The following is a 13,642-nucleotide window of genomic DNA, read 5'->3' as shown; positions in this document are numbered from 1 at the left end:
GGCTTTCGCAAGCGCAGCGCCGAATGCGCCATGAAGGCAGCACATTTGCCCGAGGGAGTCGCGCGACATGAAGACCCAAGTCAAAGCCCTGGTCGTCGGCGGTGGCGCCGTCGGAACATCCATCGCCTACCACCTGGCCCGCGCCGGATGGGACGATGTGATGTTGCTGGAGCGGGACGAGCTTACCTCCGGCTCGACCTGGCACGCCGCCGGCCTGCTGCCCTATTTCAACATGTCCTACGCGACGACCCACATCCACGACTACTCGATCAAGTTCTACAAGACGCTCGAGGACGAGACCGGCCTGAACGCGGGCTTCTTCGTGGTCGGCAACCTGCGCATGGCGCAGAGCAAGGCGCGCATGGACGAATACATGCTCTACGCCACCACGGCCGAGACCTGCGGCGTCCCCTTCGAATGGATGACGCCCGCCCAGATCAAGGACCGCTGGCCCTTGGTCCACACCGACGACCTCGAAGGCGCGATCTACCACCCGACCGACGGCTACATTAACCCCGCCGACGTCACGATGGCGATGGCCAAGGGCGCCCGCCAGCGCGGCGTGACGATCGAACGGAAGTGGCAGGTCGACGGCTACGAATGGACCGGCTCCTCCTGGAAGGTGACGGTCACCAAGATGGTCGAGAAGGGCGGCAACCTCGTCCCCTCCGACGAGCAGACCGTGATCGAGGCGGAGCATGTCGTGACCGCCACCGGCAACCACGCACAACGCACCGCGCGCCTGCTCGGCATCAAGATCCCCGCCATCCCGGTGGAGCACCAGTACATCATCACCGAACCCGACCCGGCCCTCGTCGAATACCGCAAGACCAACGATCAGCACCCCGTGCTGCGCGACGCCGACGCCAAGTGGTACGTCCGCGAGGAACGCGGCGGCTGGATCCTCGGCCCCTATGAGCGCAACGCGCCCGCCCGCTTCGAATACGACGTGCCCGAGAGCTTCCGCGCCGACCTGTTCCCGCTCGATCTCGACCGGATCGAGGAAGAATACATGTCGATGATCCACCGTATCCCCAGCTCCGAGACGGTGGGCCTCAAGGACGATTACAACGGCCCGATCTGCTACACGCCCGACGGCAACCCGCTGCTCGGCCCGGCACCGGGGCTGCGCAACATGTGGCTGGCTGAAGGCTTCTCTTTCGGGATTACCGCCGCCGGCGGCGCGGGCAAGTACCTCGCCGACCTGATGGTCGAGGGCGAGGCGGAGATCGACATGGCGAGCCTCGACCCCAAGCGCTACGGCAGCTGGATGACGACCGAGTACGCGGCCCGCAAGAACGAGGAAGCCTACGAACACGTCTACATCCTGCACCACCCGGACGAGGAACGCCCCGCCTGCCGCCCGCTGCGCACCGCGCCCGCCTACGACCGCCAGAAGGCGCTCGGCGCGCAGTTCGGCACGGTGAACGGCTTCGAGCGGCCGAACTACTACGGCCCGCTCGATGCGGACGAAACTTTCGACCACGACGCCCGCAGCTTCCGCCGCGGCGGCTGGTGGCAATATGCGGTGGATGAGGCGAAGGCGATCCGCGAGGGGGTCGGCCTGATCGACGCCTCCGCCTTCACCAAGCACATCGTCGAAGGCCCCGGCGCGACCGCCTTCCTCGACTGGTTCACCTGCAACCGGCTGCCGAAGGTCGGCCGCATCAACCTGACCTACGCCCTCACCGGCGCGGGCACGACACGGACCGAATACACGATCGTCCGGCTGGCCGAGGACAAGTACTACCTCGTCTCAGCCGGCGCCTGGACGGCCTACGACAGCGACTTCCTGATGAAGGCGATCGAGGACAAGCGCGGCGAGTTCGGCTGGATCTCGGCCTACGACGTCACGACCCAGTGGGGCGTCTTCGCCGTCGCCGGGCCGAAGTCCCGCGACCTGCTGAAGTCCGTCATCAAGGACGCCGACCCCGACACCGCCCTGTCCAACAAGCGGTTTCCGTGGCTCTCCGCCCGGCAGATCGAACTCGGCATGGTCCCGGTCAACGCCATCCGTGTCGCCTACACGGGCGAACTCGGCTGGGAGCTGCATCACCCGATCGAGATGCAAAATCACCTCTGGGACCTGCTCACCAAGGCGGGCGAGGAGTTCGGCCTCAAGCTCGTTGGCGCCCGCGCCCAGAACTGGCTGAGGCAGGAGAAATCCTACCGCGCCTTCGGCAACGAGCTCGGCCGCGACGCGACGCCGCTCGAAGCCGACCTGCCGCGCTTCGTCGACCTCTCGAAGGACTTCCACGGCAAGGCGGAGATGGAGGCCAAGGGTATCCGCAGCAAGTGCGTGACCCTCCTGATCGACGGTCCTGACGACGCCGACCCCTGGGGCCGCGAAGCGCTCTACGACGGCGACACACGCGTCGGCCGCCTGACCTCGGGCGGGTATTCGGTCGCCTTCGGCAAGAGCATCGGCATGGGCTACGTCACGCCCGACCTCGCGGTGCCAGGCACGAAGCTCAAGGTGCGCATGCTGAACGAACTCTGGGACGCAGAGATCACCGAGGATTCTCCCTACGACCCGGAAAACCGCACGATCCGGCAGGACGGCTGACGCCCCTAACGCTCACTCTTGCCCGGTCGTCGAGAATGATAGTGCTCTCGATAGCCGGGCAAGCTGCCAGCTTTTAGCCGTTGTCAGATTTTCGGCGATATGATCAGCGAGTTGGTTTCGGAGCCTAATCCCAGGGAACAGCGTCCCCGGTCAGCGCTCGGCCAAATACGTTCTCGCGATGCCAGCGAAGATTGTCCGGATGGGGTGCATTTCGACGGTGATCAGGTTTGACCAGCTTATGGTCCGGAACCAGAAGTCGCTCTACAACATCGCCAGGTACCTTATTATGGGAAACGAGTATCGTCTCACAATCGTCTGCAACGGAAATTAGGCCACGGTCGAACATCCAGTGGAGGGTTCCCGATAGTGCCAGTCCATTCCTCACGGAGTCGCTGCCATGGCTTTCCACTGGTCTGATGTGAGCCGCCTGAACTTCCGGTCGTCCGCCGCCGTTGCGAAGCATTAGCCCCGACATCGCACACCGATAGCCATAGGCCTCTCGTACCTTTCGGCGAAAAGCGACTTCGCGGTACGGTCGCCGGATGAGACGTTCGACCACTGGCCGCTCGAAGATATCCAGTGTTTCATGCAATTCGCGACCGGTCGGATCGTACCGACTCGCCTCGATCTGCTCCAATTCCTGCGGCAGGCCGACGTTAACGATGCGAGCAAAATCAGCTTCCGGCAGTCGCCGCACTGCAAGCTGAACAGCTCCCCCTCTTTTGGGAGTACCGTCGGGCTCAGTCAGCGACATTTCCATCGGACGTCCTTCAAGCAGACGCGGGACCTCCCTGTCGAAGGGGAGAAATGTACCCGGCTCAATCATGGCCAGGAAGCGCCCGTCAGTACCGGGCTTCGGTATCACTGTTTGGATTTTCGCGACGGCAAAGTAGCCACGCGGCCCGGCCTTCACTGGTTCATAGTAGACGATCCAGTCGCCCACCGCTTCCTTCACTGCCTTCAAGTATGAGAGCGGAAAGTCATAGACGACGTCCGGTTCATCCTCGTAGATCGAGTCGGCTTTGTGAAGGAGAACGAGTTTGACCATGATTCCAGGAAAGGCCGTGAGGTCAGGGATGCAAGAGTTTATTATCTGAGAGCAGGGGGCTAGCTCATCGCTCGATCAGATTGCAGCATCTCCCATCTCCCATCTCCCATCTCCCGGATCACAGCAACCAGCGAAACGCCCGGCGCAGCTCGTCGGTCGCGTCGTGCTCGTAGCAGCGTCCGTGGGCGAGGATCAGGCGCTCCGGTGCCCAGTCGAGCAGACGCTCCAGCGAGGCGCGCGCGGCCTTGCGGCGACCGAGGTAGGACAGCCGCAGGTCGCGCGGCATCTGCCCGTCCGGGTCCGTGACACCGCCGATCCGCATCAGCGTCCGCAGCCACCGGCCCCGGACGCGCGGCAGCTCGAAGTTCTCGATCAGGTCGGCGACGATCAGCGTGCGGCTCTCGCGGTGGAAGAAGACGACTTCACGCAGCAGCCGCGACCCCTCGAAGATCGTCTGGTCCAGCGTTTCCGCCCAAGTGCCCGGTGGCCGCTCGCCGAGGTCGTCGGAAAAGCGCACCGTGATCCCCTGGCTCTTCGCCCGCTCCCGCACGCCGGGCGAGGCCCAGACATTCGCCTCCGGAAAGGCCTCCGCCCAAGCCGGGATATGCGCGTAATGGATCGCGTTCGGAGAGATGATGTGCCGCACCGGCCCGAGCCGCGCGACCTCGGCCAGCAACTGCTCCGTCGGCGCGATCGGTGACCATACCCACAGGCCCCCGCCCGAGAGCGGCGCGACGACCATGCGCGTGGTGAAGGGCAGGCTGAAACCGCCGTAGGCCATCCGGATCACGCCGCCATCCGCCGTCCAGAGACCGGGCGCAAAGGGCTTCAGCGTCCCGAGGGGCGCGTAGGGGATGAGCGGGTCGGCCTTCACCATGCCCGATCAGTGGCACGGTGCGCCCCCCGCTCACAACCTTTGCGTGACGACGCTCAGGGCACCTGTCGCCGGGCGAACCACTGCGCGAAGCCCGCCGCGTTGCCGTTGAACGCGTTGAGGTCGAGCTCGCTCTGGAAGCCCGGACCGACCGCCGTGCTGGTGTATTGCCAGAAGGTCCACGGCGTGCCCGGATAGCGCTCCGACGGGTGGGCGGCGGTCGAGCGCAGCCAGTATTCGTAGCCGCCGAACTGGTTCATGTCCCGCTCGTCGAACAGGTCGGGGACCGTGTAGATCACCGGCCGCGTGCCGTAGTGCTGCTCCAGCATCCGCAGGAACGTCCGCAATTCGGGCCAGAGCTGCTCCTTCGGTGGGCGGATCGTGCAGGTGGGCGACAGAGGCGTCCACTCCACGTCAAGCACCGGCGGCATCGCCCCCGGGGTGCGCGGCACGTTGCGGATGAACCACTCCGCCTGTTCGGCGGCCGAGCGGCAGAAGTAGAAGACGTGGTAGGCGCCGCGCGGAATGCCCGCCTGCGCCGCGCCTTCCCAGTTGCGATGAAACGCCGGGTCCAGCCGGTCGCCACCCTCGGTCGCCTTGATCCAGACGAAGGACATGCCGTTCGCCGCCGCCGCGCGCCAGTCGATCGGACCGTTGTGCCGAGAGGCGTCGGTGCCGTGCACCTCCAGCCCGTAGGGCGACCGCGTCCAGTCGTGCGGGTCGTTGTCCGTGTAGCCGCGCAACGAGCCGTGGTAGCTTACCGGCTCGGGTGCGCGGGCGCCGCCGCAGGCCACGAGCGCAAGCAGGGGAAGGGCCAGCAGGGCCCGGCGGAACATCTTCATGAAAAGGCCTTTTCGAAACGGTCCGGCACCAGCGCCGCGACCACATCAGCGTCAAGTTCCGGCGCCCGGCCCGCGACGAGGTCCGCCACCAGCCGGCTCGCCGCTGCCGAGGTCTGGAAGCCGTACCCGCCCTGGCAGGCGCTCCAGACGAAGCTGCGGTCCTGCGGCGAAGGGCCGAGCACGAGGCTTCGGTCCGGCGAGAAGGTCCGCAAGCCCGCCCAGTTCGCCAGCATCCGCGTCACCGGCTCGGTCATGTAGGCCTCGTAGCGGGCCAGCCCCTCGGCCAGCACCATGTCGTCGGCCCAGGCGTCGTGCGGTTCCGCCGCGTGCTCCTCGCAGGGGGACACGATGAGCGCGCCCGCGTCGGGCTTGGAATACCAAGACTCTCCCGCGCCGAAGGTCATCGGCCAGCGCGACACGTCATGCCCGCCCGGCGCGGGAATGCGCGCCATCGACCGGCGGTAGGGCGTCACGCCGAGCGGCGCGATCCCGGCCATCCGGGCGATCCCGTCGACCCATGCGCCCGCCGCGTTGATCAGCACCTTCGCCTCGTAGGTCTCGCCCGCCGTCACGGCCCAGCCGGTCGCGGTCCTGCGGATGCCGCTGACCGTCGCCCCGGTGACGATTGTCCCGCCGGCATCGGTGATCTCCCGCGCGAAGCCGCGCAGCAACTTCTCGGTGTCGATGTCCCAGGCCTCGGAATCGTAGGCGAACCGCTCGACGTCACCGGCAAGGATCGGCACGAGGTCGAGCGCCTCGTTGCGGCCGAGCGTCTCCAGCTTCATCTTCCGGCGCTCGTCCTCGAACGCCTCCGCCTCGTCCGCCTTGCCGAGCAGCAGCAGCCCGCGCGGCGACAGCACCTCGCGCGACCACAGCTCGTCCCGGCTGGCGACGTTCAGCGCGACGGTCGTCGGCAGGCCGTAATTCGCCTCGTAAAGCGCGGCGGACCGGCCCGAGGCGTGGTAGCCGAGCGAACTTTCCCGCTCCAGCAGCGTGACCGTGCCGAATTCCGACAGCCGCGCGCCGGCAGAAGCGCCTGCGATGCCGCCGCCGACGACGAGGAAGTCGGTCATGCTTCCTCCAGCCGGTCCGTCGCGGGCGGCGGTGCCGGCGTCAGCGCGGCGAGGCGTGCGAACAGCGCACCGTCCATCGCGAAGTCCGATGCCGCTAGCGACGGTTCGAGCTGCGCCATCGACCGGGCCGAAATGATCGGCGAAGGGCCGTTCGGGTGCGCCGCGACCCACGCCACGGCAAGCGTCGCAGGGTGCGTGCCAAGCTCTTCTGCGATGTCGGACAGCGACTCCGCGGCCTTGCGCATCCAGTCCACGTCGTAGCGCTTGCGATACATCTCGTTCTCGGTCAGCCGCCCGCTTTCGCCGCGCGCGTACTTGCCGGTCAGAAGGCCGCCGCCGAGCGGCGAATAGGGGAAGATGCCGATGCCCTGGTCGTTGGCCATCGGGAACAGCTCGACCTCGGCCTGCCGCTTCACCAGCGAGAACATCGGCTGGAGCGCGTCGATCCGCGTTCCCAGCGTCTGCGCGACGGCCTGCGCCTTCATCACCTGCCACGCGGCGAAGTTCGACACGCCGATATGACGGATCGCGCCTTGCTCCTGCATCTCGGCGAGGGTCGAGAACGTCTCTTCCAGCGCCGTCTCGCCATCCCAGCGGTGAATGTAGAGCAGATCGACCGAGTCCATGCCGAGCTGAGAGCGGCACTGGTCGAACTGCTTGCGGATGTTGTCGCGGCCCGCGCCCCCGGCGAACGCCACCTTGGTGGCGAGGAAGACATCCTCCCGCTCCGCTTTCACGAAGGGGCCGACGATGCGCTCGGACTCGCCCTCCGCATAGCCGACGGCGGTATCGAAATGGTTGATGCCGGCCGCCCGGCAGGCATCGTACATGGCGCGGCTTTCCGCCTCATCGGCCCCGGCGCCGAACTGCATCGTGCCGAAGGTGAGGTCCGAGAGCGGCTTGCCGGACAGGGTTCTGAGCGTGTGTGTCTGGGTCATGCGCGCAAGCTGCCACGCGCCGCGATCCAAAGGAAGTCCCGGTCTGGAAATCCCTGCTTCGCAGCCGGTCATCCGGATGTTACCGTCGCCGTGTTTGAAAGACGGATTTATTTGAAATGCCTAAGACTTTGATTGATGCCATTGGAGAAAGACCGCTTCACTCCGTGACCCCGGCCACCAACGTCCGGGTCATCGCGCAGGTGATGGACGACCACGAGATCGGCGCGGTCGCCGTGCTCGACCCGGCGGGCAAGCTGATCGGAATCGTCACGGAGCGCGACATCATCCGCCGCGCCATCTGCGCCAACGCCAGCCTGACGGAGACGACGGCCGAAGAAATCATGACCCCCGACCCGGTGACCGCCCCGCCCGAGGCGACTCTTGCCGAGGCGCTTCTGGTGATGAGCAAGGGCCGCTTCCGTCACCTGCCCGTCGAGCGGGACGGGCAGGTGGTGGGCATGATCTCGTTGCGGGACATCCCGCCGATCACCCAGTTGCTGGCCGAGCGGTTCGAGGCGTTCCGCAATTCCGCGCCCGGCATGCGAATGTATCAGGCCTGAGCGCGGCGGAGTCGGTCGGCCATCCGTTCGGGGCCGGCTGACCGAAGCAGTGTCAGATGCGGGACAGGAGTTCGGCCTTCTTGGCGTCGAACTCCTCGGCCGACAGGATGCCCGCATCCCGCAGCTTCGCCAGCCGCTCCAGCATCGCGATCGGATCGTCACCGGCCTGTGCGCTCGCGGCGGCGGGGGCCGGCGTCTGGTCGGCGAGCGCTGCCTCGACCGGCGTGTCCCGATCCGGCCCGGACGTTGCATCGGGCGACGTCTCCACCCCGGCGACGCGGGTCAGGTCCTCGACCCGGACGGTCCCGAGTTGGCTGGTGAAGGTCAGCGTCCTGCCAGAGCCCTGCTGCTGAGAGACGCCGCCGATCACATGCTCGCCGGTGTCGTAGACCGCCATCTGCCCGCCATCGTCGATGGCCAGCCGTCGCGTCTCGGGGAAAACCGCGTAGCGCACGCCGTTCTGCGCACCGGTGGCTCCGGCGCGGCCAAGCTCCTGCGGCCAGCCGCCCCACGGCCCCCCGGCGCCGCCGCCCTTGGTGACCTCGACACCCTGCATGCCGCCGGAAAGGTCGGAGCACAGCGCGTCGACCTTCGCCTTCAGGCCGTTGTTGAACATGTCGCCGATCATCAGCATGCCGCCGCGCGACCACTGGCCCATGCCGCCGAGCTCGGGGTGGTTGAACTGCGCCTGCGTGCCGCCGCTCTGCGCGAGGGCGGTCAGGACTGCCTCCGCCGCGCCGGCGCTCACGCCATGACGCTCGGCGGCGTCGGACGCCAGTTTCTGGCCTTCGGATGTCAGGGCGGTCATGGGTCTCTCCCGGTTAAGCAGCCTGCCGGACCATATAGGGTCGGCGCCGGGCAATACAGGGGGCGGCTTGACTATGCTAACCCGCCTCAATATCTCAAGACATGTTGAGACGATGAATGAACATGCCGCCATATCGGCCTTCGGGGCCCTGTCGCAGGAGACGCGACTTCAGATCGTGCGCGCGCTGGTGTCCGCGGGGCCGGAGGGGATGACAGCGGGTCTGCTGGGCGAGGCTGTCGGCGGGGTCAGCTCCTCGCGGCTGGCGTTTCACCTGTCCCACCTCGAACGGGGGGGACTCGTGACGTCGGACCGGGAAGGGCGCTTCGTACGCTACCGCATCCGCTTCGACACGCTGTCCGATCTGATCGGCTTTCTCGTCAACGACTGCTGCGGGGGCGCGCCCGGCCTCTGCCTGACCGAAATTCCCCTCCCGACGGATGCTACCCGATGAACGATATGCCGAACCTCACCGATGCCGCGCGCATTCCCTCGATCGAACGCCTGACGGCCGAGCGGTTCACCCATCCGCCGCGGATCCTGCTGCTTTACGGGTCGCTGCGGGAGCGGTCCTATAGCCGGTTCCTGACGCTGGAGGCCGAGCGGCTGCTGCGCCATTTCGGCTGCGAGACGCGGGTCTTCCATGCCAACGGGCTGCCGCTGCCCGACGATGCGCCCGCCGACCACCCGAAGGTGAAGGAGCTGCGCGACCTCGCGCAATGGTCGGAGGGCATGGTCTGGACCAGTCCCGAACGCCACGGGGCGATGACCGGCGTGATGAAGAGCCAGATCGACTGGATCCCGCTGTCGATGGGCGCCGTCCGCCCGACGCAGGGCCGCACGCTGGCGGTGATGCAGGTCTCGGGCGGATCGCAGAGCTTTAACGCGGTGAGCCAGATGCGCATCCTCGGCCGCTGGATGCGGATGATCACGATCCCGAACCAGTCCTCCGTCCCGAAGGCGTGGAAGGAGTTCGACGAGGACGGTCGGATGAAGCCCTCCGCGCTTTATGACCGTGTGGTCGACGTGATGGAGGAACTGGTGAAGTTCACCCTCCTGACGCGGGAGATCTCGCCCCACCTGACGGATCGTTACAGCGAGCGGAAGGAAAGCGCGGAAGAGCTTATGACGCGCGTGAACGAGGCGCCGACGCGGTAGGGGCGCAGCGGTGGGGACGGGCGTGCGGTCGGGTATGGATACGATGCCGACCCGGTGAGACGGCGGGCCCGGCGTAGGGTGCGCGTTCAATGCGCACCCGGTGGCGCGGTAGGGACGTCCCCGGTGGGTATGGTCGCACGGTCGGGGTGCGCATCGAGCGCGCACCCTACGGGCTCTGGGATGACCCTGGGGGACTGCGAACCTGGCGTAGGGTGCGCGTTCAATGCGCACCCGGTGAGGTAAACGGCCCTTCCCCGCGGGGAAATTCGGACAGGTGTCCGAACGGCGGCGCGCTGAATTTCCGTCCCAAATCAAACCCTTGCGACGAAAACGGCCCGCCGGTGAGGGCGGGCCGCGTTGCCTCGATCCGGGGCAGCCTTACTGCGGGATCTCGCCGGTGATGCCTTCGACGTAGAAGTCCATGCCGAGCAGGGTGCCGTCGTCGGCGGTCTCGCCTTCGGCCAGCCATTCGGACCCGTCCTGCCGGTTGATCGGGCCGGTGAACGGGTGGTACTCGCCGGAGCCGATGGAGGCGATGAGCTCCTCGGCGGAGGCGCGGACCTCTTCCGGGACCGCCTCGGTGATCTCACCGATGCCGACCATGCCGGAGCCGATGCCGCCCCAGGTGTCGGTGCTTTCCCACTCGCCGTCCATCAGCATCTGGACCCGCTCGATGTAGTAGGGGGACCAGTTGTCGATGATGGAGGAGATGCGCGGCTCGGGCGCGAACTCGAGCATGTCGGACGCCTGGCCGAAGGTGAAGACGCCGCCGGCCTCGGCAGCGGCCGCCTGCGGCGCGGTGGAGTCGGTGTGCTGGAGCACGACATCGGCGCCCTGGTCGATCAGGGCACGGGCGGCCTCGGCCTCTTTCGCGGGATCGAACCAAGTGTAGACCCAGATGATCCGGAACTCGACGTCGGGGTTCACTTCCTTGGCGTGGAGGTACGCGGAGTTGATGCCGCGGATGACCTCGGGGATCGGGAAGGAGCCGATGTAGCCGATGACGTTGCTTTCGGTCATCTGTCCGGCGATGTGGCCCTGCACCGCGCGGCCTTCATAGAAGCGCGAGGAGTAGGTCGCGACGTTGTCGGCGCGCTTGTAGCCGGTGGCGTGCTCGAACATCACGTCCGGGAACTGCTCGGCGACCTCGATGGTCTGGTCCATGTAGCCGAAGGACGTGGTGAAGATCAGGTCGGCGCCGTTCAGCGCCATCTGCTGCATCACGCGGACGGCGTCGGGACCCTCGGGCACGTTCTCGACATAGACCGTCTCGACGGAATCGCCGAATTCCTCTTCGACGGCGAGGCGGCCCTGCTCGTGCTCGTAGGTCCAGCCGCCGTCACCGACGGGGCCGACGTAGACGAAGCCGACGGTGGTCGTGTCGTCCTGCGCGAAGGCCGGGATCGCGACCATCGCCGCGAGGGCGGTGCCGGTCAGGATATGCTTGAGTTTCATTGCTATCTCCCTGGTTATGATTGGCCTCAGGTGGAGGCGTGGAAGGTCTTGCCGAGGCTGCCGGGGGCGCGGCCCGCGGACATCAGGACGAGGACGAGGATCGTGATGACGTAAGGCGACATCGACAGGTACTCGACCGGGATGGCGATGCCGCCCGCCTGCAGGTTCAATTGCAGGACGGTGACCCCGCCGAACAGGTAGGCGCCGAGCAGCAGCCGCCACGGGCGCCAGCTTGCGAAGACCACGATCGCGAGGGCGATCCAGCCGGCCCCGGCGGTCATCCCCTCGGTCCATTGCGGCACGCGCACGAGGCTGAGGTAGGCACCGCCGAGTCCGGCGCAGGCGCCGCCGAAGGCGATCGCCGCGATGCGGATCACCACGACGTTGTAGCCGAGTGCGTGCGCCGCCGTGTGGTTCTCGCCCACCGCGCGCAGGATCAGGCCGGCGCTGCTGAACTTGAGGAACGCCCAGACGCAGGCGACCAGCAGCAGCGAGATGTAGACCATCGGGTCGTGCCCGAAGATCACGCGGCCGAAGAAGGGGATTTCGCCCAGCACGCCGAAGTCGACCTTCGGAAGGGAGGGCGCGCGCATTCCGACGTAGCCCTGGCCGAGCAGCGAGGACAGGCCGAGCCCGAACAGCGTCAGAGCGAGGCCCGTTGCGACCTGGTTCGACAGCAGGATCTGCGTCAGCACGGCGAACAGCAGCGACAGCAGCGCACTGCCGACTGCCGCGCCGAGGAAGCCGAGCATCGGCGAGCCGGTCGTCACCGCCGCGATGAAGCCGCAGATCGCGCCGGTGATCATCATGCCCTCGACGCCAAGGTTCAGCACGCCCGCGCGCTCGACAACCAGCTCGCCGAGCGCGGCGAGCAGGATCGGCGTCGCCGCGACCATCAGCGAGGCGATGAGCAGGGTGGGGTTGATCGATCCGAAATCCATGTCCTGCCCCTTACGCCGCCATGAGCTTCGCCCATCTCAGGAACGAGAGGGCAGAGCCGAGATGAATGCCGAGCACAAGCGCCCCGAGCGCACGGCCGCCGATGCGGCGGTCGGCGAAGATCGCCGCCGCGATGGTGAGGGCGGAGACCGCGACGGACCAGACCGGCTGCGTCGCGTAGGCGGTCATCATCATGATCCCGGCCGGCGGCCAGAAGGCGAGCGGCGCTGCCACCAGCAGCAGGATCAGGAGGGCGAAGGCGCCGGCGCTCATGCGGTCGCCCTCCGCCCGAGGCGCACGCGGAAGTGGGTCAGCACGTCGACGGCGAGCAGGAAGAACAGCAGCATCCCCTGGAAGAGCTGGATCGCGGCGGCGGGCAGCTGGAGCTGGCTCTGCGCGATCTCGCCGCCGATGTAGGTCAGCGCCATCAGCAGGCCGGCGAGCAGGATGCCGACCGGGTGCAGCCGGCCGAGGAAGGCGACGATGATCGCGGTGAAGCCGTAGCCGACGTTGAAGTCGATGCTCACCTGCCCGGCGGGACCGGCGACTTCGAACATGCCGGCAAGACCGGCGAGCGCGCCCGACAGGCCGAGGCAGGTCAGGATCAGCCGCGACGGGTTCACGCCCGAGAAGGCGGCGGCGCGGGGGCTCTGCCCGGTCAGGCGGATCTGGAAGCCGAGGATGTGCCGCGCCATCGCGACATAGGCGCCAATGGTCGCCACGACGGCGGCGATCACGCCCCAGTGGATGCCGGTGCGCACCCAGATCTCGCGGTTGGAGGAGGACGACCACTGCGCGAGGTTGCGGCTGCCGGGAAAGCCCATGCCCTCCGGATTGCGCAGCGCGCCCAGTGCCATGGCGGCGAGCAGGGCCTCGGCGACGTAGACCAGCATGAGCGAGACGAGGATCTCGTTCGTGCCGAACTTCACTTTCAGCAGGCCCGGGATCATCGCCCAGAGGAACCCGCCGAACGCGCCGCTGACGATCATCAACGGGAAGATCAGCCAGCGCGCCTCCATCGGGTAGAAGGCGAGGCCGACCGCCGCGCCGCAGAGCGCGCCGATGATGTACTGCCCCTCCGCGCCAATGTTCCAGATGCCGGCCCGGAAGCCGAAGGACAGCCCGATCGCGATCAGGACGAGCGGCGCGCCCTTCACCAGCAGTTGCGGGCGGTAGAAGGAGGCGAATTCGGAGAAGAGGGGATCCCAGAAGATCGTGCGGATCGCGACGAACGGGTCCTTGCCGAGCATGGCGAACAGGACCGCGCCGAACAGAATGGTCAGCGCCACGGCCAGAAGCGGCGTGGCGTAGGTCCAGGTGGTGGACGGGCGGGGGCGACGCTCCAGCCGGATCATCGGGCAAGCTCTTTCATCTGGCCGGAAAT

The 13,642-nt window shown here is 67.2% G+C and carries 14 protein-coding genes; 4 read left to right on the top strand and 10 right to left on the bottom strand.

All coding sequences use genetic code 11. The annotated features are described in order from the left end of the window. The first annotated feature begins 67 nt into the window (after window positions 1-67). On the top strand, window positions 68-2,566 hold the full coding sequence (locus I8N54_RS15200; protein ID WP_140196011.1) for a GcvT family protein: 2,499 nt from the start codon (window positions 68-70) through the stop codon (window positions 2,564-2,566). A 124-nt stretch (window positions 2,567-2,690) separates the two neighbouring features. On the opposite strand, the gene I8N54_RS15195 is transcribed toward I8N54_RS15200, so the two are convergent. The 5 genes from I8N54_RS15195 to I8N54_RS15175 form a co-directional block, all read right to left on the bottom strand. Beyond that, complete coding sequence (locus tag I8N54_RS15195; protein ID WP_140196009.1) at window positions 2,691-3,614, bottom strand: HNH endonuclease; 924 nt, start codon at window positions 3,612-3,614, stop codon at window positions 2,691-2,693. A 118-nt stretch (window positions 3,615-3,732) separates the two neighbouring features. Then, window positions 3,733-4,491, bottom strand: a complete 759-nt coding sequence (locus I8N54_RS15190) for a DUF4336 domain-containing protein (protein ID WP_140196007.1) — start codon at window positions 4,489-4,491, stop codon at window positions 3,733-3,735. A 53-nt stretch (window positions 4,492-4,544) separates the two neighbouring features. Further along, window positions 4,545-5,330, bottom strand: coding sequence for a glycoside hydrolase family 25 protein (locus tag I8N54_RS15185; protein ID WP_231592690.1), 786 nt, complete (start codon window positions 5,328-5,330; stop codon window positions 4,545-4,547). Then, window positions 5,327-6,403: an NAD(P)/FAD-dependent oxidoreductase gene (locus I8N54_RS15180; protein WP_140196005.1), complete on the bottom strand. Its 1,077-nt coding sequence runs from the start codon at window positions 6,401-6,403 to the stop codon at window positions 5,327-5,329. The genes I8N54_RS15185 and I8N54_RS15180 overlap by 4 nt, the downstream gene beginning before the upstream one ends. Then, window positions 6,400-7,341 (bottom strand): aldo/keto reductase, encoded by a 942-nt coding sequence (locus I8N54_RS15175; protein ID WP_140196003.1) that lies wholly within the window; start codon window positions 7,339-7,341, stop codon window positions 6,400-6,402. Before I8N54_RS15175 ends, I8N54_RS15180 begins: the two co-directional genes overlap by 4 nt. A 116-nt stretch (window positions 7,342-7,457) precedes the next feature. On the opposite strand from I8N54_RS15175, the gene I8N54_RS15170 reads away from it, so the two are divergent. Further along, window positions 7,458-7,901 (top strand): CBS domain-containing protein, encoded by a 444-nt coding sequence (locus I8N54_RS15170; protein ID WP_140196001.1) that lies wholly within the window; start codon window positions 7,458-7,460, stop codon window positions 7,899-7,901. A gap of 52 nt (window positions 7,902-7,953) precedes the next feature. Here the strand turns inward: I8N54_RS15170 and I8N54_RS15165 are convergent, their stop codons facing one another. Next, entirely contained in the window at window positions 7,954-8,709 is a 756-nt protein-coding gene (locus I8N54_RS15165) for an SHOCT domain-containing protein (protein ID WP_140195999.1), read from the bottom strand. A 112-nt stretch (window positions 8,710-8,821) separates the two neighbouring features. Between I8N54_RS15165 and I8N54_RS15160 the strand changes: the two genes are divergently transcribed. Beyond that, window positions 8,822-9,160 carry an ArsR/SmtB family transcription factor gene (locus I8N54_RS15160; RefSeq protein WP_140195997.1) on the top strand — a complete coding sequence of 113 codons (339 nt, stop codon included), beginning with the start codon at window positions 8,822-8,824 and terminating at the stop codon, window positions 9,158-9,160. Beyond that, complete coding sequence (gene arsH, locus I8N54_RS15155; protein WP_140195995.1) at window positions 9,157-9,864, top strand: arsenical resistance protein ArsH; 708 nt, start codon at window positions 9,157-9,159, stop codon at window positions 9,862-9,864. The genes I8N54_RS15160 and arsH overlap by 4 nt, the downstream gene beginning before the upstream one ends. A 378-nt stretch (window positions 9,865-10,242) precedes the next feature. On the opposite strand, the gene I8N54_RS15150 is transcribed toward arsH, so the two are convergent. From I8N54_RS15150 to I8N54_RS15135, 4 genes are read right to left on the bottom strand one after another with little or no spacing between them, the layout of a single operon-like run. Further along, complete coding sequence (locus I8N54_RS15150; protein ID WP_140195993.1) at window positions 10,243-11,319, bottom strand: BMP family ABC transporter substrate-binding protein; 1,077 nt, start codon at window positions 11,317-11,319, stop codon at window positions 10,243-10,245. A gap of 26 nt (window positions 11,320-11,345) precedes the next feature. Then, window positions 11,346-12,260 (bottom strand): ABC transporter permease, encoded by a 915-nt coding sequence (locus I8N54_RS15145; RefSeq protein ID WP_140195991.1) that lies wholly within the window; start codon window positions 12,258-12,260, stop codon window positions 11,346-11,348. A gap of 10 nt (window positions 12,261-12,270) precedes the next feature. Next, window positions 12,271-12,531, bottom strand: a complete 261-nt coding sequence (locus tag I8N54_RS15140; RefSeq protein WP_140195989.1) for a hypothetical protein — start codon at window positions 12,529-12,531, stop codon at window positions 12,271-12,273. Next, window positions 12,528-13,613 carry an ABC transporter permease gene (locus tag I8N54_RS15135; RefSeq protein WP_140195987.1) on the bottom strand — a complete coding sequence of 362 codons (1,086 nt, stop codon included), beginning with the start codon at window positions 13,611-13,613 and terminating at the stop codon, window positions 12,528-12,530. Before I8N54_RS15135 ends, I8N54_RS15140 begins: the two co-directional genes overlap by 4 nt. Window positions 13,614-13,642 lie beyond the last annotated feature (29 nt).

The organism is Pelagovum pacificum (assembly GCF_016134045.1).
Classification (GTDB): Bacteria; Pseudomonadota; Alphaproteobacteria; order Rhodobacterales; family Rhodobacteraceae; genus Oceanicola; species Oceanicola pacificus_A.
Note: the sequence above shows the minus strand (reverse complement) of the source record. Positions and strands in the feature narration are given on the sequence as shown.

Bases quoted from the DNA above. Each gene is read 5' to 3' on its own strand.
- I8N54_RS15200 (WP_140196011.1), top strand. From the start codon at position 68: ATGAAGACCCAAGTCAAAGCCCTGGTCGTCGGCGGTGGCGCCGTCGGA.
- I8N54_RS15195 (WP_140196009.1), bottom strand. From the start codon at position 3,614: ATGGTCAAACTCGTTCTCCTTCACAAAGCCGACTCGATCTACGAGGAT.
- I8N54_RS15190 (WP_140196007.1), bottom strand. From the start codon at position 4,491: ATGGTGAAGGCCGACCCGCTCATCCCCTACGCGCCCCTCGGGACGCTG.
- I8N54_RS15185 (WP_231592690.1), bottom strand. From the start codon at position 5,330: ATGAAGATGTTCCGCCGGGCCCTGCTGGCCCTTCCCCTGCTTGCGCTC.
- I8N54_RS15180 (WP_140196005.1), bottom strand. From the start codon at position 6,403: ATGACCGACTTCCTCGTCGTCGGCGGCGGCATCGCAGGCGCTTCTGCC.
- I8N54_RS15175 (WP_140196003.1), bottom strand. From the start codon at position 7,341: ATGACCCAGACACACACGCTCAGAACCCTGTCCGGCAAGCCGCTCTCG.
- I8N54_RS15170 (WP_140196001.1), top strand. From the start codon at position 7,458: ATGCCTAAGACTTTGATTGATGCCATTGGAGAAAGACCGCTTCACTCC.
- I8N54_RS15165 (WP_140195999.1), bottom strand. From the start codon at position 8,709: ATGACCGCCCTGACATCCGAAGGCCAGAAACTGGCGTCCGACGCCGCC.
- I8N54_RS15160 (WP_140195997.1), top strand. From the start codon at position 8,822: ATGAATGAACATGCCGCCATATCGGCCTTCGGGGCCCTGTCGCAGGAG.
- arsH (WP_140195995.1), top strand. From the start codon at position 9,157: ATGAACGATATGCCGAACCTCACCGATGCCGCGCGCATTCCCTCGATC.
- I8N54_RS15150 (WP_140195993.1), bottom strand. From the start codon at position 11,319: ATGAAACTCAAGCATATCCTGACCGGCACCGCCCTCGCGGCGATGGTC.
- I8N54_RS15145 (WP_140195991.1), bottom strand. From the start codon at position 12,260: ATGGATTTCGGATCGATCAACCCCACCCTGCTCATCGCCTCGCTGATG.
- I8N54_RS15140 (WP_140195989.1), bottom strand. From the start codon at position 12,531: ATGAGCGCCGGCGCCTTCGCCCTCCTGATCCTGCTGCTGGTGGCAGCG.
- I8N54_RS15135 (WP_140195987.1), bottom strand. From the start codon at position 13,613: ATGATCCGGCTGGAGCGTCGCCCCCGCCCGTCCACCACCTGGACCTAC.